The 22,797-nt window shown below is 72.7% G+C and carries 17 protein-coding genes; 12 read left to right on the forward strand and 5 right to left on the reverse strand.

From position 1 onward, the window contains the following. Nucleotides 1–11 precede the first annotated feature (11 nt). Entirely contained in the window at nucleotides 12–1,205 is a 1,194-nt protein-coding gene (locus tag LL648_RS25345; RefSeq protein ID WP_232665217.1) for an NAD(P)/FAD-dependent oxidoreductase, read from the forward strand. Between the two features lie 73 nt (nucleotides 1,206–1,278). Here LL648_RS25345 and LL648_RS25350 read toward each other — a convergent pair whose 3' ends face one another. Beyond that, a complete protein-coding gene (locus LL648_RS25350; RefSeq protein WP_232665218.1) occupies nucleotides 1,279–2,814 on the reverse strand; it encodes a sodium:solute symporter family protein in 1,536 nt (511 codons plus the stop codon). Between the two features lie 299 nt (nucleotides 2,815–3,113). On the opposite strand from LL648_RS25350, the gene LL648_RS25355 reads away from it, so the two are divergent. Continuing rightward, entirely contained in the window at nucleotides 3,114–3,890 is a 777-nt protein-coding gene (locus LL648_RS25355) for a polyprenol monophosphomannose synthase (protein WP_232665219.1), read from the forward strand. A gap of 137 nt (nucleotides 3,891–4,027) precedes the next feature. Continuing rightward, nucleotides 4,028–4,504 (forward strand): cupin domain-containing protein, encoded by a 477-nt coding sequence (locus LL648_RS25360; protein ID WP_232665220.1) that lies wholly within the window; start codon nucleotides 4,028–4,030, stop codon nucleotides 4,502–4,504. Here the strand turns inward: LL648_RS25360 and LL648_RS25365 are convergent. Together LL648_RS25365 and LL648_RS25370 are read right to left on the reverse strand one after the other, a co-directional pair. Then, a complete protein-coding gene (locus tag LL648_RS25365) occupies nucleotides 4,501–5,730 on the reverse strand; it encodes a flavin-dependent oxidoreductase (RefSeq protein WP_232665221.1) in 1,230 nt (409 codons plus the stop codon). The two genes, LL648_RS25360 and LL648_RS25365, sit on opposite strands and share 4 nt — an antisense overlap. Nucleotides 5,731–5,740: 10 nt before the next feature. Next, nucleotides 5,741–6,745, reverse strand: coding sequence for an NADP-dependent oxidoreductase (locus tag LL648_RS25370; RefSeq protein ID WP_232665222.1), 1,005 nt, complete (start codon nucleotides 6,743–6,745; stop codon nucleotides 5,741–5,743). A 98-nt stretch (nucleotides 6,746–6,843) separates the two neighbouring features. Here LL648_RS25370 and LL648_RS25375 point away from each other — a divergent pair, with 98 nt between their 5' ends. The 8 genes from LL648_RS25375 to LL648_RS25410 all read left to right on the forward strand — a co-directional run bounded on the left by LL648_RS25375 (nucleotide 6,844) and on the right by LL648_RS25410 (nucleotide 19,664). Continuing rightward, nucleotides 6,844–9,954, forward strand: a complete 3,111-nt coding sequence (locus LL648_RS25375; protein WP_232665223.1) for a BTAD domain-containing putative transcriptional regulator — start codon at nucleotides 6,844–6,846, stop codon at nucleotides 9,952–9,954. A gap of 46 nt (nucleotides 9,955–10,000) precedes the next feature. After that, nucleotides 10,001–10,927, forward strand: a complete 927-nt coding sequence (locus LL648_RS25380; RefSeq protein ID WP_232665224.1) for an aldo/keto reductase — start codon at nucleotides 10,001–10,003, stop codon at nucleotides 10,925–10,927. A gap of 32 nt (nucleotides 10,928–10,959) precedes the next feature. Next, nucleotides 10,960–11,940, forward strand: coding sequence for a LysR family transcriptional regulator (locus LL648_RS25385; RefSeq protein WP_232665225.1), 981 nt, complete (start codon nucleotides 10,960–10,962; stop codon nucleotides 11,938–11,940). 64 nt (nucleotides 11,941–12,004) lie between these two features. Next, nucleotides 12,005–13,702, forward strand: coding sequence for an ABC transporter ATP-binding protein (locus LL648_RS25390; protein ID WP_232665226.1), 1,698 nt, complete (start codon nucleotides 12,005–12,007; stop codon nucleotides 13,700–13,702). Continuing rightward, on the forward strand, nucleotides 13,699–15,501 hold the full coding sequence (locus LL648_RS25395) for an ABC transporter ATP-binding protein (RefSeq protein ID WP_232665227.1): 1,803 nt from the start codon (nucleotides 13,699–13,701) through the stop codon (nucleotides 15,499–15,501). Before LL648_RS25390 ends, LL648_RS25395 begins: the two co-directional genes overlap by 4 nt. A 165-nt stretch (nucleotides 15,502–15,666) precedes the next feature. Further along, nucleotides 15,667–16,878, forward strand: a complete 1,212-nt coding sequence (locus LL648_RS25400) for a glycoside hydrolase family 10 protein (protein WP_232665228.1) — start codon at nucleotides 15,667–15,669, stop codon at nucleotides 16,876–16,878. Nucleotides 16,879–16,941: 63 nt separating this feature from the next. Then, nucleotides 16,942–17,799: a 1,4-dihydroxy-2-naphthoyl-CoA synthase gene (gene menB, locus LL648_RS25405; RefSeq protein ID WP_232665229.1), complete on the forward strand. Its 858-nt coding sequence runs from the start codon at nucleotides 16,942–16,944 to the stop codon at nucleotides 17,797–17,799. 104 nt (nucleotides 17,800–17,903) lie between these two features. Beyond that, on the forward strand, nucleotides 17,904–19,664 hold the full coding sequence (locus LL648_RS25410; protein WP_232665230.1) for a serine/threonine-protein kinase: 1,761 nt from the start codon (nucleotides 17,904–17,906) through the stop codon (nucleotides 19,662–19,664). Nucleotides 19,665–19,676: 12 nt separating this feature from the next. Here the strand turns inward: LL648_RS25410 and LL648_RS25415 are convergent, their stop codons facing one another. Further along, nucleotides 19,677–20,423 carry a serine/threonine-protein kinase gene (locus tag LL648_RS25415; protein WP_232665231.1) on the reverse strand — a complete coding sequence of 249 codons (747 nt, stop codon included), beginning with the start codon at nucleotides 20,421–20,423 and terminating at the stop codon, nucleotides 19,677–19,679. 128 nt (nucleotides 20,424–20,551) lie between these two features. Here LL648_RS25415 and LL648_RS25420 point away from each other — a divergent pair, with 128 nt between their 5' ends. Next, nucleotides 20,552–21,337, forward strand: a complete 786-nt coding sequence (locus tag LL648_RS25420) for an FHA domain-containing protein (RefSeq protein WP_232665232.1) — start codon at nucleotides 20,552–20,554, stop codon at nucleotides 21,335–21,337. A 632-nt stretch (nucleotides 21,338–21,969) separates the two neighbouring features. Here the strand turns inward: LL648_RS25420 and LL648_RS25425 are convergent. After that, on the reverse strand, nucleotides 21,970–22,797 hold the full coding sequence (locus tag LL648_RS25425; protein ID WP_232665233.1) for a CPBP family intramembrane glutamic endopeptidase: 828 nt from the start codon (nucleotides 22,795–22,797) through the stop codon (nucleotides 21,970–21,972).

The raw sequence follows: 22,797 nt of genomic DNA on the forward strand, positions 1-22,797 counted from the left end.
GGAGGTGCACGTTGATCGACGTCGCTGTGGTCGGGGCCGGGATCGTCGGGGCGGCGGTGGCCTACGAGCTGGCGTGCGCCGGCGCGAGCGTCGTCGTGCTCGACCCGGTGCCGGGACGCTGCTCGTCGGCCGGCAACGCCGGGCTCGTCGTGCCCAGCTACAGCGTCCCGATGTCGAACCCGGCAGTCCTGCTCTCCGGGCTGCGCGCGTTGCTGGGCGGCGACCCGTCGGTGACGTTGGCGCGGCCGCTCACGGCGCGGACGGTGGGGTGGCTGCTGCGGTTCGCGTGGGCGGCACGGCCGGGACGGGCCTGGCGCGACGCCGGCACGCTGCGCGGGCTCGCGACCCGCAGCCGCGCGCTCTACGACGAGTTCGCTGCGGCCGAAGGGGTCGACCTCGGGCTGCGGAACGCGGGGTTCCTGCACGTCGCGCGCGACCCGGCCGTCCTGCGGTCGGAGCAGCGCACCGCGAAGGGCCTGGCCCGGCTCGGTGTGCGGCACGAGGTGCTCGACCCTGCCGCCGTGGCGGGGCTCGAACCCGGCCTGGACGTCAGCGGCATCGCCGGCGCCGTCCGCTTTCCCGACGACGCCGCGCTCGACCCGGAGCGGGTCACCGCCGCGTACACCGACGCCGCGGTGCGGCACGGCGCCCAGCTGCGGCGCCAGACCGTGATCGGCGTGCGGTGGTCGGGAGAGCGCGTCGAGGCGGTCCGGACGGAGGCCGGCTGGGTCCGTGCCTCGGCGTTCGTCGTGGCGACCGGCGCCGAGAGCGCGACCGTCGGGCGGATTTTCGGCGCGCGACTGCCCGTCGAGCCCGGGTACGGCTGGAGCCTCACGCTGCCGGCGGGCGGCCCGCTGCTGGTGCACGCGCTGATGTGCGCCGACGAGCACGTCGTGATCAACGCGGGGCCCGATCGCGTCCGGCTGACCGGCGGGATGCAGTTCGGCGGCCGCGCGTCCGACCCGCCGCCACCCGGCGCCGTCGCCGCACTGCGCGCCGCGGCCACGCGCGTGCTGCCGGCCCTCGCCGAGATTCCGGACGCCGGCACGGCCTGGCGCGGCGCCCGACCGATGACACCCAGCGGGATCCCGATGCTGCGCAGGGCCGCCGGCAACGTCGTCGTCGCGACCGGCCACGGCACGCTCGGCATGACCCTCGGCCCCGTGACGGGCCGAGCCGTCGCCACCCTCCTGACCCGAACGTAAACTTCCCCACCGTTTTGCCTACTTGCAGACCTCGGAGGGCGTGCAGGTTGGCAAAACGGTGGGGAAGTTCGGGTCAGGCCGGGGTGGGCTTGGCCGTCTCCCCCTCGTTGATGCTGTCGACGGCGCCGCCGTCGCTCTGCAGCGAGTCCACGAGCGCGTCACGGTCGGCGCTGCGTTCCGGCTTCAGGAAGCCGATCGCCAGGTAGAGCACCGCCGAGACCACCAGCGGCCACGAGACGATGACGGCCTGCGTGACCCACTCGACCTTGTTCACCTGCAAGATGTAGAGCACCGCCCACGTGCCGAGCCCGCCGACGATCGACGCGATCGCCGCCGTCGGGCCGATCCGCCGGAACGGCGGGAGCATGCCCAGCATGAGCGGGATCGCGATCGGCCCCATCGTCGCCGCGACCAGCGCGATCACGACCTTGAGCACGAACCCCTTGGTGTCGGCGGTGAGCGCGATCGTCATGCTCAGCCCGATGAACAGGAACGTGGTGATCCGGGCCAGCTGCAGCTGGGCCTCCGCGGTCATCCGCGTCGCGCCCTTCCACAGCCGCGGCAGCATGTCCCGGGTGATCACGGCGGAGATCACGTTCGCGTCCGAGGACACCATGGCCATGGTGTGGGAGAAGAAGCCGGCGAGAACGAGCCCGATCATGCCGGCGGGCAGCATGGCCTGGCCCATCGCGACGTAGGCCTGCTCGGCGTTGTCCTGCATGCCCGGCACGATCAGCGGCGCCGCCCACATCGGGAAGAACAGCACCAGCGGCCAGACCAGCCACAACCCGCTCGACAGCAGCGCGGAACGCTTTGCGGCGGCACCGTCGGGCGCGGCCATGTAGCGCTGCGCGAGGTTCCACATACCGCCGTTGTACTCGAGCGTCTTGATCAGGAAGAGCGCCATGAAGAAGATCAGCGTGTACTGGCCGGAGAGCGGCTCGCTGTGGCTCGGCGGCAGCTGGTCCCAGATCTCCCACATGAAGCTGATCCCGCCGAAGTGCGCGGCGACGGCGATGAACATCGCGACACCGGCAACGGCCTGGATGATGAACTGCCCGAAGTCGGTGAGCGCGTCGGCCCAGAGCCCGCCGAGCACCGAGTAGACCATCGTGACGATGCCGACGAGCGTGATGCCGAGCCAGACGTCGACGCCGGCGAAGCCCTGCAGGAGCAGCGCGACCGCGACCCACTTGGCGGCGATGTCGACGACCTTCAGCGCGGCCCCCGACCACGCCATCAGCTGCTGCGTCGGCACGTTGTAGCGCCGCGAGACGTACTCGAGCGGCGACTTGACGTTGTGCTTGGACCGCAGCCGGTTCCACGCGGGCGCCCACAGGAAGGCGCCGATCCCGACGCCGAGCCCGATCGTCAGCGCCCACCAGATGTAGACGGTGAGGCCGAGCCGGTAGGCCTCCGCGGCGAACGCGACGAACATGACCGCGCTGTAGCCGGACATGTGGTGCGAGATGCCGGAGAGCCACCAGGGCATCCGGCCGCCCGCGGTGAAGTAGTCCGCGATGTTCTTGATCCGGCCGCGTGACCAGAGGCCGATGGCCACCATCACGAGGAAGTACCCGATCACCACGATCCAGTCGAGTGCGCCCACGAGGCCTCCGATTCGCAGCTGTGGGTCCCGTGCGGGCAGCGCGAGACCGCCGTCACACGGAAGGGATGTGTCGTAGGTCTACGGACGTGCAGCCGGAGACGGAAGACCCCACCTCAAAAACGAGTCACATTCGTAACCCGTGTTCATATATGTAGACATACTTGTCTGATATGGACGAGATGGTGGTGGCGATCAGCCGCCGCGAGCGGTGCCCTAGGCTCGGACGCCCCGCCGTCGGGGGAGCATCCGTTTCATCCCGATCGTCGTCGCTGGTAGGTGGGTCAGAAGTGCCACGGAGCATGCAGGCTGTTGAGCTGCCCGAGGAGTGGGCGGGCAGCAAGGTCGCGGTGGTGATCCCGACCTACAACGAAGCCGACACGCTGCCCGTGCTGGTCAAGCGCCTCTTCGCGCTGCCGCTGCCGGGGCTGGCCGTGATCGTCGCCGACGACAACTCGCCCGACGGCACCGGCCGCGTCGCCGACGAGCTCGCCGCGGCGGAGAACGGCGCTGAGGATGGCGCTGCCGAGGAGCGGATGATCGTCCTGCACCGGCCGGGCAAGGCCGGCATCGGGCGGGCGTACATCGCCGGGATGCAGGTCGCGCTGGACCGCGGCTTCGACGTCGTCGTGCAGATGGACTCCGACCTCTCGCACCCGCCGGAGGCGATCCCCGGCATGGTCGGCACGCTCTTCGCGACCGAGGCCGGCGTCGTGATCGGCAGCCGCTACGTCAACGGCGGCAGCCTGAGCGAGGAGTGGGGCCGCTACCGCAAGTTCCTCTCGGCATGGGCCAACTTCTACGTCAACGCGATCCTGCACCTGCGGATCAACGACGCCACCGGCGGTTTCAAGGCCTGGCGCGCCGACGTGCTCCGCGAGATCGACCTCTCCAGCCTGCGCAGCGACGGCTACTCGTTCCAGGTGGAGATGAACTACCGCTGCACCCGGCTCGGGCACGTCGCGATCGAGGTGCCGATCCACTTCGAGGACCGGCTCGCAGGCTCGAGCAAGATGGGCTTCGCGGTGAAGTACGAGTCGATGAAGATGCCGTTCGCGCTGCGCCGCCGCAACACCTGAAACTTCCCCACCGTTTTGTGCACTTGCGCGCCCCAGAAGCGCGCAAATGCACAAAACGGTGGGGAAGTTCTACGGGTGGTCGACGTGCGAAGGTGTGCTTGCAGCAGCATCAGCATCGTCAGCGAATCGGAGGCATCATGACCGGCGACGAGATCGTGCTCGGCGCTCTCCCCAAGGGCATCACGCTCGCCAAGGAGGGCCAGCTCAAGCGGATCTGGAACGTGCTGGGGCACACCTACCTGATGAAGGCGGGCAGCGAGTCCAGCTTCGCGTTCGAGACGTACGACCCGCCGGGCACCGGCGTGCCCCCGCACGTCCACCCGGAGCAGGACGAGCACATCTACGTGATCGAGGGCGTCTTCACGCTCTACCTCGACGGGCAGTGGGAGAAGGCCGGGCCCGGCGACACCGTCCGGATGCCGCGGAACCTGCCGCACGCCTACTACAACCGCAGCGATGCGCCCACCCGCGGCCTGTTCTGGGTGAGCCCCGCCGGCCAGCTCGCGCAGCTTTTCGACAGACTGCACGACCTCACCGATCCCGAGGAGGTCGTGCGGGTGTCGGCGCAGCACGGTGTCGACTTCCTGCCGCCCGGTTCGGTCGAGGGCGCTTAACGGTCGCGGGGTGCCGCCGAGAGCTGCGTGTAGCCGGCCACGATGGCATCGAGCTCGCCGGGTTCGACGACGTCGGCCAGCCGCTCGAAGCCGTCGGGCGCGCGGCGCTCCACCTCGTCGATCACGCTCTCCGGCCCGCCGACGCGGTTGCGCCGCACGATCTCGCCGGTCGGCGGCAGCCGCAGGTCCTGGTAGGCGGCCAGGGCCTCGGCGGGGTCGGCGTGCGCTACGAGCTGCTCGCTGAGCACGACGGCGTCGAGCACCGCCTGTCCGGCGCCGTTGGAACCCATCGGGTACATCGGGTGGGCGGCATCGCCGAGCAGCGTCACGCGACCGGACGACCAGCGCGGCAGCGGGTCGCGGTCGCACATCGGGAACTCGAAGCACTCCGCCGTGCTCGTGACGAGTCCGGTGTGGTCGACCTGGTCGACGTGGAACCGGTCGAGGTGCACGCGCAGCTCGGCCGGGTCGCCTGGGTCTGACCAGTCCTGACGCCGCGGCGGCGGGTCGCCGTCCTTCCCGGTGCGGATGCAGACGACCCAGTTGGTTAGCCGGGTCTCGGGGGAGCTGCCGCTCGCGATCGGGTAGATCACGAGCTTCGCCGCGATGCCGCCCGCGATCACCATCGAGCTGCCGGTGCCGAACGTCGGCCAGTCGGTGGCCCCGCGCCACATCATCACGCCGTTCCAGCGCGGCGGGCCCTCGTCGGGGAAGAACGTCGACCGGACGGTCGACGCGATGCCGTCGGCCGCGACCAGCACGTCCCCGCGGGCGGTCGGCTGCGCCGTGCCGGACCGGTCGGTGAACTGTGCCGTGACCCCGTCGGCGTCCTGGTCGAACCCGACCAGCCGGTGCCCGGTGCGAACGGCGTCGGGGCCGAGCCGCTCGCACACGGCGGCGTAGAGCATCCCCTGCAGCTGCCCGCGGTGCACCGAGAACTGCGGCACCGCGAACCCGGCGTCGAGCCCGCACGGCTTGTGCATGATCACCTGGCCGAGCCGGTGGGTGTAGAAGAGCTCGCTGGTCCGCACGGCGATCTCGTCGAGGCGGTCGAGCAGCCCGAGTTCGGCGAGCTCCGTGACGGCGGGCGGCAGCACGTTGATCCCGACGCCCAGCGCGCGGACCTGCTCGCTCTGCTCGTACACCGTGCATTCGATGCCTGCCCGGTGCAGCCGGAGAGCTGTGGCCAACCCACCGATCCCCGCCCCGACGACGATCACCTTCACACTGGTCCCCCTACATCCTCACGAGCATCTTGCCCACGTTGCCACCGCGCAGCACCGCGTTCAGCGCGGCCGGGGCCTGCTCGAGACCCTCGACCACGGTCTCCTCCGCCCGCAGCGACCCGTCGGCGAGCCAGCCGGCGGCCTTCGGGATGTAGTCGGCGAACCGGTGCAGGTTGGACGTGACCAGCATGCCGCGCAGGCTCAGCTCCCGCCACGCCGCGCGGTACATGTTGTCCGGCCCCGGTGCCGGGGCGTCGGCGTTGTACCCGCTGATCGCGCCGACCAGCGCGATCCGGCCGCCCGGCCGGGCCGCGGCGATCGCAGCCTGCAGGTGGTCGCCGCCGACCGAGTCGAGGTAGACGTCGATGCCGTCCGGTGCGACCGCGGCGAGCTGCTCCCCGATGGGGGCCGCGCGGTAGTCGAGCGCGTCGTCGAACCCGAAATCGGTGACGATCTTCTTCGCCTTCTGCGGGCCACCGGCCGAGCCGATCACCCGCGACGCGCCGAGCGCGCGGGCGATCTGCCCGGCCACGCTGCCGACCGCACCCGCCGCCGCCGAGATGAGCACGACGTCGCCGGGCCGCACCGGCGCGATCTCGGTCAGCGCGACGTACGCGGTCAGCCCGGGCACCCCGAGCACACCGAGGTACGCCTGCGGAGGCGCGATCGTCGTGTCCACGACGGTGACGGCGGCGGCGTCGAGCACGGCGTACTCCCGCCAGCCGAGGAAGTGGCTGACGGTCGCGCCCACCGGCACGTCCGGCGAGCGACTCTCCACGACCTCGCCGATCGCGCTGCCCTCCAGGGGTGCCCCGAGCTCGAACGGCGGCATGTAGGAGGGCGCGTCGTCCATGCGGCCGCGCATGTACGGGTCGACGGACATCCAGGTGGTGCGGACGAGCACCTGGCCGTCGCCCGGTGCCGGCACCTCGGTGGTGACGAGCTCGAGGTCGGTCGGGCGCGGCTCGCCGGTGGGGCGGGCGGCGAGGCGGATCTCCTTGCTGGTGACGGACATGTCATGCCTTTCGTGCGGTGGTTGTGCCCGCTCCAACCGGGAGGCGCTGTCGGTTCGCTGTCGGCCCGCTGTCGACCGGCCATCGGTAGCGTGACGGCGTGCGCTTCGGCTTGCTCGGGCCGCTCGCGGCCTGGACGGCGGCGGGCGAGCCGGTGCGCATCCCGGAGGCGAAGGTCAGGGCGCTGCTCGGCGCGCTGCTCGTGCGCCGCGGGACGCTCGTGCCGGCGCTGCGGCTGGTGGACGACCTGTGGGCGGGCGACCTGCCGGCCGACCCGGCCGGCGCGCTGCAGCTGAAGGTGTCGCGGCTGCGGCGTGCGCTCGACGGTGCCGAGCCGGGCGCGCGGGGGCTGGTGGTCTCGGAGGCGTCGGGGTACCGGATCGACGTCTCGACGGACGCCGACGAGTTCCGCGAGGCCGTCGATGGGGCGCGGCTCGCTGCTGACCCTGTGGCGCGTGCCGCCGGGCTCGCCGCGGCGCTGGCGCTCTGGCGTGGCCCTGCGCTGGCCGACCTCGCCGATGCCCGCTTCGCGCACGCCGCCGCCGCGCGGCTGGAGGAGGAGCGGCTCACCGCCGTCGAGGAACTGGCGGGAGCCCGGCTGGAGCTGGGCGAGCACGCCGCTGTGGTCGCGGAGCTGGGCGGGCTGGTGGCGGCGCACCCGCTGCGGCAGCGGTTGCGCGGCGCCCTCATGCTCGCCCTCCACCACTCCGACCGCGACGCGGAGGCGCTCGACACCTTCGCCGAGCTGCGCCGCCGGCTCGCCGACGAGCAGGGCATCGATCCCGGCGGCGAGCTCACCGATCTGCAGGCCGCGATCCTGCGCAACGACCCCGCCCTCGCCCCGCCCGTCCCGCGGGTGCGCGGCAACCTGCCGGCGGCTCCCGACGAGCTGATCGGGCGCGCGGCCGCCGTGGTCGCGGTGCGGGAGGCGGTGGCTGCGAACAGGCTTGTCACGCTGACCGGGCCCGGCGGCGTCGGCAAGACCCGGCTCGCGCTGGAGGCAGCCCGGCAGCTCGGCCGGCTGGGCCCCATGACGGCTGACGGCGTGTGGCTCGTCGAGCTGGGTGCTGTCGGTCGTGATGGGGTGGCCGATGCGGTCGCGGCAGCGTTGGGAGTGCGTCAGCACGTCACACCGGGCGCGCCCCACGAGGAGGCCGGTATCGCCGCGCAACTGGCGGGGGCGGTCACGGCGATGCGGGCGCTGCTGGTGCTGGACAACTGCGAGCACGTCGTCGACGGGGTGGCCGCGCTCGGCGAGCGCCTGCTGGCGGCGGGGCCGCACCTGCGCATCCTCGCCACCAGCCAGGAACCCCTCGCGGTTGCGGGCGAGGCGGTGTGGCCCGTGCCGCCGCTGGACCTCCCCGCCGCCGGGGTCGCGGAACCGTCCGGCGCGGTGCGGCTCTTCGTCGCCAGAGCTCGCGCGGCCGACCCGGATTTCGGGCTGACCGCCGACAACGCGGCCGCCGTCGAGGCCGTCTGCCGCAGGCTCGACGGGATCCCGCTCGCGCTGGAGATGGCGGCGACGCGCGTGCCGGTGCTGGGACCGCACGCGCTGGCCGAGCGGCTCGACGACCGGTTCCGGCTGCTCGCGAGCGGTCACCGCGGGGCGCCGGGGCGCCAGCGCACGTTGCGGGCGGTGATCGAGTGGAGCTGGGAGCTGGCGGCGCCCGCCGAGCAGGCGGTGCTGCGCACGCTCGCCGTGCATCCCGAGGGGTGCACGCTCGACGCCGCAGAAGCTGTGTGCGCAGAAGCCGTGTGCGCGGAAGCCGTGTGCGCAGAAGCCGTGTGCGGGGCGGCGGTGCGCGAAGAAGCCGGCGTGGCCGACCTGCTCGTGCGGCTGGCGCGGCGCTCGCTGGTGGTCGTGGTGCCGGGGACGCCGCCGCGGTACCGCATGCTCGAATCGATCCGGGCCTACGCGCTCGAACAGCTCACGGGTGAGGAGCTGGCCGGCGCGCGGCGACGGCACGCCCGGTACTTCACCGATCTGGCGGCGGTGGCGGCCGAGGAGCTGCGCGGTCCGCGGCAGAGCCACTGGCTGCGGGTGCTCGACGTCGAATCGGCGAACCTGCGGGTGGCGCTGGCGGATCCCGCCGTCGCGCGCGAGCTGGCCGGCAGCCTGACCTGGTACTGGTACCTGCGCGGGCGGCTCAGCGAGGGGCGTCGCGCGCTGGACGCCGTCGAGGGTGAGGTCGCCGCCGCATGGCGGGCCGGGTTCGCGTTCCTCGAACGCGACGGGGACGATCGGCTGGACTTCGAGGTCGCGGACGCGATCGCCGACCCGGGCGAGCGGGCGCGGGCGCAGCTGTTCCTCGGGCTCGCCCACCGCGGGTTCGGGGATGTCGCGACCACGGAGAAGCTCATCGGCGACGCGCTCATCGCCTTCGAGCGGCTGGGTGACCGGTGGGGGATCGCCGCGGCGTTGAGCGTGCGGGCGACGCTCGCGCGGATGCTCGGCGGCATCGTCGCCGCCCGCCGCGACGCCGCCGCGAGCGTCGCGATGTTCCGCGAGCTGGGCGACGGATGGGGCCGGCTGAAGGCAGGCAACACGCTCGCCAACGCCGCCGAGATCGAAGGCGACTACGCGACGGCGGAGCGGCTGCACCGCGAGGGCCTGCGGATCGCGGAGGAGCTGGACCTCCCGGTGGACGTCTCGTTCCAGCTCTCCGGGCTCGGCCGGATCGCGCTGATGAACGGCGACATCGCCGCTGCCGACGGGTTCCACCGGCGGGCCGCCGACGTCGCGCGCGGCCAGTTCGACCGGGTCGTCGAGGAGTACGCGGAGGTCGGGCTGGCGCTGGCGGCGCGCCGCGACGGGCGGCTCGACGAGGCCGAGGCCGTGCTGCGGCGCTGGGTCGACTGGCTGCGGAAGGTGAAGGGCGAGCCGGGGCTCGCGCTCGTGCTCGCCGAGCTGGGGTTCATCGCAGAGCTGCGCGGCGACGCCGAGGCCGCGTTCGCGCTGCACCGCGAGGGCCACGCCGCGGCCACCCGGATCGGCGACCCGCGCGCCGTCGCGCTCGCCCTGGAAGGGCTGGCCGGCGCCCACGCGCTCGTCGGCGACACGGCCGAGGCCGGCACCCTGCTCGCCGAAGCCGCGGCGCTGCGCGGGTCCGTCGCCGCGCCCCTGCCGGCCGGCGAGCGCGCCGACGTCGACCGCATCCGGGCCCGCATCGACCCACGTGACCGTCGACAACGACGTTCTGGTCATTTGTGAGCGCTAACAACAGCCAGAACGTCGTTGTCGACGGGATGATGGGCCCATGATCGAGCGGCGGAAGCTGGGCCGGACGGGGCTCGAGGTCTCGTCTGTGTGCGTCGGGTGCGGGGTGCTCGGCGGGATGCCCGGGATCTTCGGGTACGAAGTGGCGGCCGAGCGCGGCATCGCGACGGTCCGGGCGGCGCTGGACGGGCCGTTCACGTTCCTCGACACGTCGGCCGGCTACTCCGACGGCGAGAGCGAGCGCAGGGTCGGGGCCGCCATCGCCGCGCGCGGCGGCCTTCCCGACGGGTTCGTGCTGGCGACGAAGGTCGACCCCGACCCTGAGACGGGCGACTTCTCCGGCGCACAGGTGCTCCGCTGCGCCGAGCAGAGCATGCAGCGGCTCGGCCTCGACCGGTTCGACCTGCTCTACCTGCACGACCCCGAGAAGATCGGATTCGACGCCGCGATGGCCGACGACGGGCCCGTCGCGGCGCTCGTCCAGCTGCGCGAGCGGGGCGTTGCCGCGCACATCGGCGTCGCGGGCGGCCCGATCGACCTGCTGTTGCGGTTCGTCCGCACCGGGATCTTCGAGGTCGTCCTCACCCACAACCGGTTCACGCTGGTCGACCGGTCGGCGGAGCCGCTCGTCGCGGAGGCGTCGGCCGCTGGGCTCGGAGTGGTCAACGCGGCCCCGTTCGGCGGCGGGATCCTCGCCAAGGGGCCGGCGGCCGTGCCGCGATACGCCTACCGCGACGCCGACCCCGCGCTGCTGGACCGGGTGCACGCCATCGCGGCCGCGTGCGAGCGGCATGGTGTGCCGCTGGGTGCCGCCGCGCTGCAGTTCTCGCTGCGCGAGCCGCGGATCGACGCCACCGTCGTGGGAGTCTCGACACCGGAGCGGCTGGAGCAGACCCACACCTGGGCCACCTTCCCGATTCCGGACGAACTGTGGAACGACCTTGACCTGGCCCCACCGGTTCGTTAGGGAGGGACAACGCCGCGCTCGGGGGGTGCCCGTTGGATCTGGCTCAGATGTACCGGTTCCGGCTCGACTGGATCGCGAGTTTCGTGGCGGTCGCGCAGTACGGCGGTTTCTCCGCCGCTGCTGCTGCGCTGTACCGGTCGCAGCCGAGGGTGAGCATTCACGTGGCCGAGCTGGAACGGGCGCTCGGGGTGCGGCTGTTCAACCGTTCCGTGCACCCGGCCGTGCTCACGCCGGAGGGCCGGGCCGCGATGCCGCACGCCCAGGCGATGCTCAACCACCTGCAGGAGCTGGCCGCGGGCGCGCCCGCCGCCGGCGGGACGCTGCGCGGGGAGATCCGGCTCGCGATCTACCCCAGCGCCTCGGTGTCCCTCGTGCCGGAGCTGCTCGTCCGGCTCGGTGAGGCGCACCCGCACGTGCGGGTGGTGCTCAGGGAGAACGCCACGACGGTGCTGGGGCAGATGCTGCTCAGCGGCGAGGCCGACCTGGCCGTCCGGCCGGTGAACCCCGAGATCGGGAGCGACCGCGTCGCCTACACGGTGCTGTGGCGCGAGCCGCTCGTCGCGGTGGTCGCCGCGGACCACCCGATGGCGAGCGAGCCGTTCGTGCAGCTCGCGGAGCTGGCCGACATGCACCTCGTGACGATCGGGGAGGACGAGGACCCGGTCAGCACCCAGTTCGAGACGACCCTGTCCTTCGACCAGGCCGGCCTCAACCCGCACATCGTGCACCGCACCAACCAGCCGCAGACGCTCGTCGCGCTCGTCAGGAGGGGCCTCGGCGTCGGGGTCACCAACTCGCTCGCCATGACCACGTCCAACCTCGACGGCGTGCGGCTCGTCCCGATCGCCGACCCGCACTGCCACCGCGACGTCGCGCTCTGGTGGCGCACCGACCAGCAGTGCTCACCGGTCACGACGGCGGTGAAGGAGCTCGTGGCGGAACTGCCCGCCCCGCCCCTGGCGGCCGTCGACAACGACGTTCCGGCTGTTTGTGAGCGCTCACAACAGCCATAAGGTCGTTGTCGACGGTGCCGCACCAGTTGCTTTGCCTCACCTAACTCGCAGTAGGCTGCGGATCATGCCGGCGGCCAGCAGACGACCAGGGCGTGCGCTGATGCGTGCCGCGATCGTGCGACGCCGGGGGCCGGTGGCTCTCGCCTCCGCGCTGGCGGCGTTGCACCAGGCGGGGGAGGCGATGGTCCCCGTCCTGATCGGCGTGATCATCGACACCGCCGTGACCACCGGCTCCGTCCCGCAGCTGGTGCTGTGGACCGTGGTGCTCGCCGTCGACTTCGCGGTGCTCTCGTACTCCTACCGGTTCGGCGCGCGGGTCGCGGAACGTTCGGCCGAGCTCACCGCGCACGACCTGCGCATCCGGCTCACCCGGCGGGTGCTCGACCCGCACGGCGGAGCGGCCGCCGGCCGGCTGTCGGGCGAGCTGGTGAACATCGCGACCGGTGACGCCCGGCGGGTCGGCAGCGCGCACATGGCGCTGCCGTTCGGGGTCGCGTCGATCGCCGCGATCGTCGTCTCCGCGGTCGCGCTGCTGCGGATCTCCGTGCCGCTCGGGCTGCTCGTGCTGCTGGGCACCCCGCCGCTGCTCGTCGTGATCCACTTCGTCGGGCGGCCGCTGGAGCGGCGCACCGAGGTCGAGCAGGACCGCGCTGCGCACGCCGCCGGTGTTGCCGCCGACCTGGTCAGCGGCCTCCGCGTGCTGAAGGGCATCGGCGCCGAGGACGCCGCTGAGGCGCGCTACCGCCGCACCAGCCGCAGCTCCCTCGCGGCCACCCTGCGGTCCGCCAACGCGCTCGCGGCACACGACGGCGTCGTGCTCGCCGTCACCGGCCTGTTCATCGCCGTGATCGCGCTGGTCGGCGGCCGGCTGGCGGCCGAGGGGGCGATCAGCATCGGCGGGCTCGTCGCCGCGGTCGGCCTCGCGCTGTTCCTGCTCGGCCCGCTCGGGGCGTTCTCGTGGGTCAACGCCAACCTCGCACAGGCGAGGGCGTCGGCAGCGCGGATCACGGAGGTGCTGGAGGCGCCGCCCGCGGTGACGACGGGCGAAGGCGGGGCTCCCGATCCCGTGCGCGGCGCGGTCCGGCTGCGCGGTGTGACCGCCGGTGAGCTGCAGGGCGTCGATCTCGCCGTCGACGCCGGTGAGACGCTCGGCATCGTTGCGCCCGCCCCCGGCACGGCCACCGCGTTGCTCGCCTGCCTCGCCCGCGAGGTCGACCCCACCGCGGGCACCGTCGAGCTCGACGGCGTCCCGCTCACGTCGTTCGATCCGCAGGCGGCCAGGGCGGCGGTGCTGGTCGCGGCGCACGACGCCGACCTGTTCGCCGGGACGCTGCGCGAGAACGTCGTCGCGGCCGGTGGCCCGCCCGAGGTGCTCGACGGCGCGATCGCGGCGGCCGTCGCCGACGAGGTCGCGGAGGCACTGCCCGCTGGGCTCGACTCGGCGGTGAACGAGCGCGGGCGGTCGCTCTCGGGCGGCCAACGCCAGCGGGTGGCGCTGGCCAGGGCGCTCGCGGCCGACGCACCGGTGCTCGTCCTGCACGACCCGACCACGGCCGTCGACACCGTCACCGAGTCGCGGATCGCCGCCGCGATGCGGGACGTCCGCAACGGGCGCACGACCGTGCTGGTGACCACCAGCCCCGCACTGCTCGCGGCGGCCGACCGGGTCGTGGTGCTCGATGCCGGCGGGGTGCGGGCCAGCGGCACGCACGCCGAGCTCGTCCACACCGATGCCGACTACCGGGCGACGGTGCTGTCATGAGCGATGCTGTCATGAGCGATGCTGCCGTGAGCGACGAGCGGGTGATCCTCCCGGTTGCCACACCCCGTCGGACGTGGGCGGCTGTGCGGGAGCTCCTGGCACCGCACCGCGCGCTGGCCGCGGGCGCGCTGATCGCGCTGGTCGCCGGCACCGCGGTGATGCTCTGCACGGCACCGCTGCTCGGCTGGATCGTCGACATCGCCGTCGCGGGCGGGTCGCCGGACGCCGTCACGCTGCCCGCCGTCCTCATCGGTGCGGTCGCGATCGTCGCCGGGCTGCTGACCAGTGCGAGCGTCGCGCTGGTCGCGCGGCTGGGCGAGACGATGCTGGCGACGCTGCGGGAGCGGTTCGTCGACCGCGCGCTGCACCTGCCGCTCGAGCAGGTCGAGGAGGCCGGTTCCGGCGACCTCACCGCCCGGGTCACCGGGGACGTCTCGGTGATCGCCGAGATCGTCCGCGAGGGCCTGCCCGGGTTGAGCCGCTCCGCGATGTCGATCGTGCTGACGCTGGGCGCGCTGGCCGTGCTCGACTGGCGCTTCTTCGCCGTCGCGCTCCTCGCGGTGCCCATCCAGGCGCAGACGGCCCGCTGGTACGTGCGCACCGCCGTGCCGCTGTACGCGCGGCACCGTACGTCGATCGGCGCACAGCAACAGCAGCTGCTCGACTCGGTCGGCGGCGCGTCGACCGTGCGCGCTTACCGGCTCGGCGAGCAGCACACCGAGCTCGTCACCGCCCGCTCGAACGCCGCCGTCGATCTCGCGCTGCAAGGCATCCGGCTGGTCACCCGGTTCTACGGGCGGCTCAACCTCGCCGAGTTCATCGGGCTCTCCGCGGTGCTCGTGGCCGGGTTCCTGATGGTGCGGGCCGACGCCGTGACGATCGGCGCGGTCACGGCGGCGGCGCTGTACTTCCACAACCTCTTCGGCCCGATCAACGTGACGCTCGGCGCGTTCGACGACACCGTCTCGGCCGCGGCGAGCCTGTCGCGCCTGGTCGGGGTGGCCGACATGGCCGAGTCGGAGCGGAGATCCCCGACCGGCGTACCCGCCGGCAGCAAGCTGGAGGCGTCCGGCATCGGCCACGCGTACGTGCCCGGCCACCCGGTGCTGCGCAGCGTCGACATCGTGCTCGACCACGGTGAGACCGTTGCGCTCGTCGGGGCGAGCGGGGCTGGCAAGTCCACCCTCGCCAAGATCATCGCCGGCATCCACGAACCGGCGGAGGGCACGATCACGCTGGGCGGCACGCCGCTCGACGGGCAGCGCGGCGCGGTCGCGCTGATCACGCAGGAGGTGCACGTCTTCGCGGGTTCGCTCGCCGACGACCTGCGCCTCGCCCGCCCCGACGCCGGCGCGGAGCAGCTGCGGGCGGCGCTGGCGCGGGTCGGGGCGTTGCAATGGGCCGAGGCGTTGCCGGACGGCCTCGACACGGTCGTCGGAGAGGGCGCGCGCCGGTTGACGGTGACGCAGTCGCAGCAGCTGGCGCTGGCGCGCCTGGTGCTCGCCGACCCGCCGGTCGCGATCCTCGACGAGGCCACCGCCGAGGCGGGCAGTGCGGGGGCCCGGACGCTGGAGGCGTCCGCCGGCGCCGCGCTGGCGGGCCGGACCGCGCTCGTCGTCGCGCACCGGCTCACCCAGGCCGCCGCCGCCGACCGGATCGTCCTCCTCGACGCCGGGCGGGTGGTCGAGAGCGGCACCCACGACGACCTCCTCGCGGCCGCCGGCCCGTACGCGCGGCTCTGGGCGGTGTGGACGGACCTGCGCCCCGAACCCGCCCCCGCCGCCGACGGGCCGGCGTAGCCGCGAGCTCGTACCAGTGCGGGCAGGAAAGCCACTTTCCTGCCCTCACAGGGCCTGAAAGTGGCTTTCCTGCCCTCCCGGTGGAGCCGGGAGCGCCACCAACCGACCGGGCGCTTTTCGACCGCGAGGCTTGCCCGCCGCCGTCGGTCTGGCCAGGGTGTGCGCATGCCGTTCGCCCGGGTGGTCGCGCTCCTGTTGGCCGTCGGCGGGCTGGTCTCGGCGGCGCAACCGGCCGCCGCCCAGCAGGTGACCTGCACGGATACCCGTAACGACATGCGCGCGGTGTGGATCTCGGTCGTGTCCAACATCGACTGGCCGAGCCGGGCCGGCATCGGCGTCGCGGAGCAGCAGCAGGAGTACCGCGCGATCCTCGACAACGCGGTGCGGCTGCGCCTCGACACCGTGATCGTCCAGGTGCGGCCGACGGCCGACGCGCTGTGGCCCTCGCGGTTGGAGCCGTGGTCGCGGTGGCTCACCGGCACCCAGGGCCGCGATCCCGGGTACGACCCGCTGGCGTTCCTCGTCGACGAGGCGCACATGCGCGGCATGGACTTCCACGCGTGGTTCAACCCGTTCCGGGTCGACACGAGGGCCGATCCCGCGCTGCTGGTGCCGGAGCATCCGGCCCGCCGGCACCCGGAGTGGACGTTCGCCTACGGCGGGCAGCTGTACTACGACCCCGGCGTTCCCGAGGCCCGCGCCTTCGTGATCGAAGCGATCATGGACGCGGTCACGCGGTACGACATCGACGCCGTGCACCTCGACGACTACTTCTACCCGTACCCGAAGCCGGGGGAGCCGCTCCCCGACGGCCCCACGTTCGAGCGCTACCGCGGCGGCTTCACCGACATCGCGGCCTGGCGGCGGGACAACGTCGACCAGCTCGTGCGCGGTCTCTCCGAGCGGATCGCTGCGACCCGGCCGGAGGTCGACTTCGGGATCAGCCCGTTCGGGATCTGGCGCAACCAGGCCGCCGACCCCCGCGGCTCGGCCACGGGCGGCACCCAGTCGTACGACGCGATCTTCGCCAACAGCTACAAATGGATCAAGAACGACTGGGTCGACTACATCGCGCCGCAGATCTACTGGGAGTCCGGCCACCCGGTCGCGGACTACGGGACGCTCGTGCGCTGGTGGGCGGGTGTGGTCGAGGGCACGGGCGTCGACCTCTACGTCGGCCAGGCCGCCTACAAGATCGGCAGCTCACCCGCCTGGGACGACGCCGAGCTCACCGAGCACGTCGCGCTCAACCGCACGATCCCGCAGGTGAAGGGCGACATCTTCTTCAGCTCACGATCACTCGTCACCAACGCTGCCGCGGCGATGGGGCGGGTCTCCGCCGATCACTACCCGGAGATGGGCTGCACGTCTCCCTGACTGCCCGGTTCGTCCGGGTGGGTGTAAGAGTGGGGGTGGAAGAGCGCGAACGAGGGAGTGCAGATGGTGACGGTCAAGGGCGGACGCGAGCCGGTGGAGTGGAAGTCCGCCGCCGAGTACGAGGACATCCGGTACGAGCACAGCGGCGACGGGATCGCGAAGATCACCATTTGCCGCCCGGAGGTCCGCAACGCCTTCCGCCCGCAGACGATCGTCGAGATCTCCGACGCGCTCACGCTCGCCCGTGAAGACCCGTCGGTCGGTGTGATCGTCCTCACGGGGGAGGGGCCCGACGCGTTCTGCTCCGGTGGCGACCAGCGCGTGCGCGGCGACACCGGCTACCTCTCCGACCCCGCCGACGGCGCGTCCGTCGGCCGGTTCCACGTGACCGACCTGCACGTCCAGATGCGCCGGCTGCCCAAGCCGATCGTCGCGATGGTCGCGGGCTACGCGATCGGCGGCGGGCACGTCCTGCACCTGGTGTGCGACCTGACGATCGCGGCCGACAACGCGCGCTTCGGGCAGGTCGGGCCGAAGGTCGGCTCGTTCGACGGCGGGTTCGGGGCCGGCCTGCTCGCGCAGATGGTCGGGCAGAAGAAGGCCAAGGAGATCTGGTTCCTCTGCGAGCAGTACGACGCGGCCGAGGCGCTGGACATGGGCCTGGTCAACACGGTCGTCCCGCTCGCCGAGCTGGAGACCGAGACGGTGGCCTGGTGCCGTCGGATGCTGTCGCTCTCACCGTTCGCGCTGCGGATGATGAAGGCGAGCTTCCACGCCGCCGAGGACGGCCTGGCCGGCATCCAGCAGCTCGCCCACGACGCCAACCTGCTCTTCTACGCCTCCGACGAGGCCAAGGAGGGTCGCGAGGCCTACAAGGCCAAGCGGTCGCCCGAGTTCGAGCGGTTCCCCAGGCGGCCCTGATCGGGTCCCCCTGACGGGTAGACGGACCGTCCGGTCGGTGATGCGGGGTGTAACCGACCCGCTACCGTTCGGCCTGACATGCCCAGCCAGGTGGGGGATTCGAGTTGGACGCAGGTGCCGTCGTCGCTGGCCGTTACCGGCTGGTGGACCGGGTCGGTGAAGGCGGGATGGGCGTCGTCTGGCGTGCCGTCGACGTGGAGTCGGATGCGCCGGTTGCGGTCAAGCAGGTGCGGTTCGACCGCTGGATGACGCAGTCCGACCGCGAGCACGCGGTCGCCCAGCTGCGCCGGGAGGCCGGCATCGCCGCGGCTGCGAGCGGCCACGCCAACGTCGTCGACGTGCACGGGCTCGTCGAAGACGGCGGCGAGCCGTGGCTGGTCATGGAGTACGTGCCGGGGCGCGACCTGAGTCGGGTCGTGCGCGAGGACACGATGTTGCATCCCGAACGGGCCGCGCGCATCGGCGCGCAGCTCGCCGGGGCGCTCGCGCACCTGCACCGCGCGGGTGTCGTGCACGGCGACGTCACACCGCGCAACGTCCTGCTCTCCGACGACGACCGGGTGACGCTGACCGACTTCGGGATCTCCCGGGTCGAGAGCGAGCAGACGATGAGCACCCGCGGCCGCCCCGCCGGCGTGCCGGCGTTCTTCGCGCCCGAGGTCGCGAGAGGGATGCGGCCGTCGAAGGGGTCCGACGTGTTCGGTGTCGGCGCCGTTCTGCAGCACATGGTGGACGGATCCGGGCCGTGGGGTGAGAGCACGGACGAGCGCGAGCTGTACGAGCGTGCGCTGAACGGCGCGTTCGTCCCGTCGAAGAACGCGGGCCCGCTCGCCCCGGTGCTCAGCAGGCTGCTCACCAGGACACCGAAGACGCGGCCGACGGCTGAGCTGGCCGAGCGGATGCTCGCCGACGTGGCTGTCGGGAAGAAGCCGCCGCGCCGGCGTGGGCCGATCGTGCTGGTCGCCGCGCTCGTTCTCGTCGCGGCGCTCGCCGCGACGGCGATCGTGATCAACATGCGGGCCCCGGTGCAGCTCGGACTCGGCGACCACCACACCGCCGACCCGTGCTCGCTGATCAAGGCGGGGCCGTTCGGCCGTTTCGGCGATCCCGCGTTGGAACCGGCGTACGGCGGGTTCGAGCGTTGCGACGTCGTGCTCGGTGAGGGTCCGCAGCAGATCGTCGTGACCGTGCGGCTCGACGACGGCGGGCCGCCCCCGACCAGCCCGGTCGAGCAGGTCGGCCGGCTCGACGTGCTACGCCTCCCACTCGACGAGGACACGTGTGAACGCGTGGTCCGCCTGCCCGACGGGGCCGAGGTCAACTTCCGGGCTCGCATCGACGAGCTCCCGGCGTCGGTCGACCTGTGTGAGATCGCCGATGTGGCGACCGACGAGGCGCTGCCCGTGCTCGCTGCGGGGGTCGTGCCGAGGCGCGCACACCCGTTCGACGGCGGGTCGCTGGCGAACGTCGACGCATGTTCGCTGCTCACGCCCGCCGACTACGCCTCGGTCCCCGGCCTCGGCGGCGCCGCGGGCGATCCGGGCTTCGGCAACTGGAACTGCGAGTGGTCGGGATCGGGCCGGTCGGTGATCAAGTTCCGGTTCGAGCGTGACAGCCGCCCGGTCGACATCGCGGTGGACGGCCCTCCGACCATCATCGCGGACAGGGCGGCGGCGTTCGTCCAGGCGTCGGACGGGACGGGGTGTGACGGAGGAGTGCAGGGCGGGACGTATCGCGACTCGGGGAACGACACCGTGAACGAGATGGTCAGCATGGAGCTGATCCAGGACGACCCCGTCGCGGATCCCTGCGCCGCGCTGAGGACGATCGCCGAGGCGGCGGCCCGCCGGCTCCCTGCGACTTGATCAGGTCGCACGTCATGCGCCGGCCCGGCCGCGGCCGGCCGCGATCGCGGCGAGGGCGTCGCGCGCGGTGACGGCACCTGGGCGCTCGGCGGGGTCCGTGGCCAGCATCGTGGCCAGTAGGGGGGTCAGCGCCGCACCTCCGGAGCGGACTGCGTCGCGGAGCATCGCGCCGAGCGCGTAGACGTCGGAGGCCGGGCCGGCGGCGGCTCCGGCGCAGACCTCGGGGGAGCGGTAGTCCCGGGTGCCGGTCATCCGCGAGCCCGGGTCGCCGCCGTCCTCGCCGAGGATGTGCGACGCCCCGAAGTCGACGAGCTTGACCTCGCCGTCCTTGTCGACCAGCACGTTGTCGGGTGTCACGTCGCCGTGCACGAGCCCGACCGCGTGCAGCGCGCCGAGCGCGTCGGCGACCTGCGCCGCGACCTGGGCGGCGGCGCGCGGCCCGACGCGATTCCGCATCCACAACGCGGACCACGGCAGCGCGTCGACGTACTGGACCACCAGCCACGGCCCGTCCTCGTCGACGAGGTCGAGCACCCGCAGCAGCCGCGGGTGCTCGACGTGCGATGCCAGGCGCGCCTCTCTCATGAGCCGTTCGGGAGGTTCGGTCCCCGACAACCGCTTGATCGCGACGGTCCGGCCGACCACCTCATCGGTCGCCCGCCAGACCATGCCGAGGTCACCGGCGCCTATCAGCTCGTGCAACAGATACCGCCGCGCCACGATCTGCCCTGATGCCGGGACTCCGTTGGAAAACCTCACGGGTCGTTCATATCGGCCTCGACCGGGAGGGGTCCCGGCCGTTGCGGACACCCTCCCGGGCATGCGGCGGGTCGTGATCTCATGACCAGCACCGGCGGATCGGCAGGATCGGGGCGGACGGGATGACGGTGGACGACGGACCGGACATGGCCGGCGTGGAGCGGCATCCGGCGCGGGACAACCTGGCACAAGGTGCCGCGCCGCTCGCGGCCGGCACGCTGATCGCGCAGTCGATCGGCAGCGGCATCACCGTCAGGTCGCGTGAAGGCCGGACGATCCTCTTCGGCCGGCAGGCCGAGGGCGTGCACGTCTGCGTCGGCGCGGACGACCTCGGGATCAGCCGCCAACACGGCGTGCTGACGTGCAAGAACAACCGCTGGTGGCTGAGCAACGTGGGCCGGCGACCGGTGCGGCTGCCATCGGGGGAGCTCCCGTCCAACGGCGAACCCGTGCCGCTCGCGACCGGCTACACGGCGCTGTTCGTCCTCGGCGCGGAGCAGCGGGTGCACCTGCTCGAGGTGTACATCGCCGGCAACGACGGCGAGCGCCCGCGCGCGCTGCCCGACCACGCGACCGTGCAGCCGGTGAAGTGGAACCTCACGACGGACGAGCACAAGGCGCTCGTCGTCCTCGGCCAGCGCTACTTGCGCAACGAACCGAACCCGCAGCCGCTGCCGTGGCAGCAGGCGACCGACGAGCTCGCGCTGATCGACCCGACGGGCCGCTGGCGGATCAAGCGCCTGCAACACGTCGTGCTCAACCTGCGGCTCAGGATGGCGGAGAAGGTGTCGGGGCTGGTGGCCGCGGAGGTCCCGGCGCCGGTCGGCAACCAGCTCAACGACAACCTCATCCGCGAGCTGGTGCGGACGGGGAGCATCCTGCCGAAGGACCTGGAGATCATCGACGTGGACTAGACGGACGTCTCGGGGGCCGCGACGCACAGCTCAGCCGGCGGGGTAGCTGCGCGAACGGCACCCCTCGGTCGCCCGTCCGCCGGCCAAGTGCGTCCGGGATGGGCCTGGAAAGCCACCTTCCCGGCAACGTGTGCGCCCCGAACCCATCTCACGGGTGGGCGGGCGATGTGGGCGCAGAGACCGAGCTCCCCGGTCCGCCGCAGGCCATCGTGCGCGACGGGCCGGCGCGGAAGGTCAGGAAAGCGACTTTCATGCAACCAGGTTGCATGAAAGTGGCTTTCCTGACCCCGCCCAGGGCGGCGGCGGCCGGGTCGAACGTGCACACCGTGACCGTGCGGTGCACCTGCCGAGCATGCGCGCCGGTGCAACGCACCCCGGCCACCCCGGCTCCTGGTTGCGTCTACCCCCGGGCATGGCCGCGCAGACCACCGCGCAGACCTTGGTGTGTCCTCGCAGATCGCGCACGCTCTGCGAGGACACAGCAAGCTCTGCGAGCTGCAACTCCCGGTCTCGGGGCGGGCACGAATCGGACCAGCTGGAGCCCCGGGAGCGGGACCGGGGTGCGCGCGTTCCTGCCCTCCCCAACCGGCGGGGTACTGACACTCCGCCCACCCGGTTCCCAGGGGCACCGGCTACTCCGGGTCGCGCTGGGCCCAATCACGTCCGCGGCCGATCGCCGCGAGCAGCACGACGGTGCCGATGACGATGGGCAGCAGCCAGAACGAGACGAACTCCAGGTCGGCGCGACCCTCGACGGTTGCGCCCCCGGCCTGCTGGGCGGCCGAGAGCCACTGGGTGAACCACTGGAAGGCCAGGTGGAAGCCCATCGTGGCCCAGAGGCTGCCGGTCACGACCCGCAGCACGCCCAGCACGATGCTGAAGGTGAAGAACAGGAGGTAGCGCTCCCACCCGTCGGCCGCCCCGATGAGCCCACCCCACGCCGTGAACAGCACCGCCTGCCCGATGACGGCCGCCCAGCGCGGGAGCCGGGTGGCGAGGTTGCGGTACAGGTAGCCGCGGAAGATCAGCTCTTCCGGCAGTGCCTCGTACAGGACCACCAGCACCGGCAGCGCGACGATCAGCACCAGCGTCGGGGCGTCGAGCGCACCGATCGTGATGCTGCCCCACCCGGCCAGCGTCGAGACCAGGATCCCCAACGCGGCCGGGACCGCCCAGCACGCCATCCCGAACAGGAGCGGCCGCAGCCGCGGCCCCGCGAGCCCCAGCCCGGCGATCGGTCGCCGGTCGAGGTGTCGGCGGGCGAGCAGGACCAGCGGCACCGCCAGCACGGCAACCAGCACCGCACGCACCGCGTGCCCCAACCGGTCCTCGTAGGCGGGACCGAAGAACGGGTCGAGGCCCTTGATCACCAGCAGCCAGATCGCGACGACCCCGACGAACACGGCGGCGATCCGCCACCCCAACGCCGGCCGCTGGGCCGACGAGACCTCCGTACTCAT

The organism is Pseudonocardia sp. TRM90224, from assembly GCF_021245725.1.
Lineage (GTDB): Bacteria > Actinomycetota > Actinomycetes > Mycobacteriales > Pseudonocardiaceae > Pseudonocardia.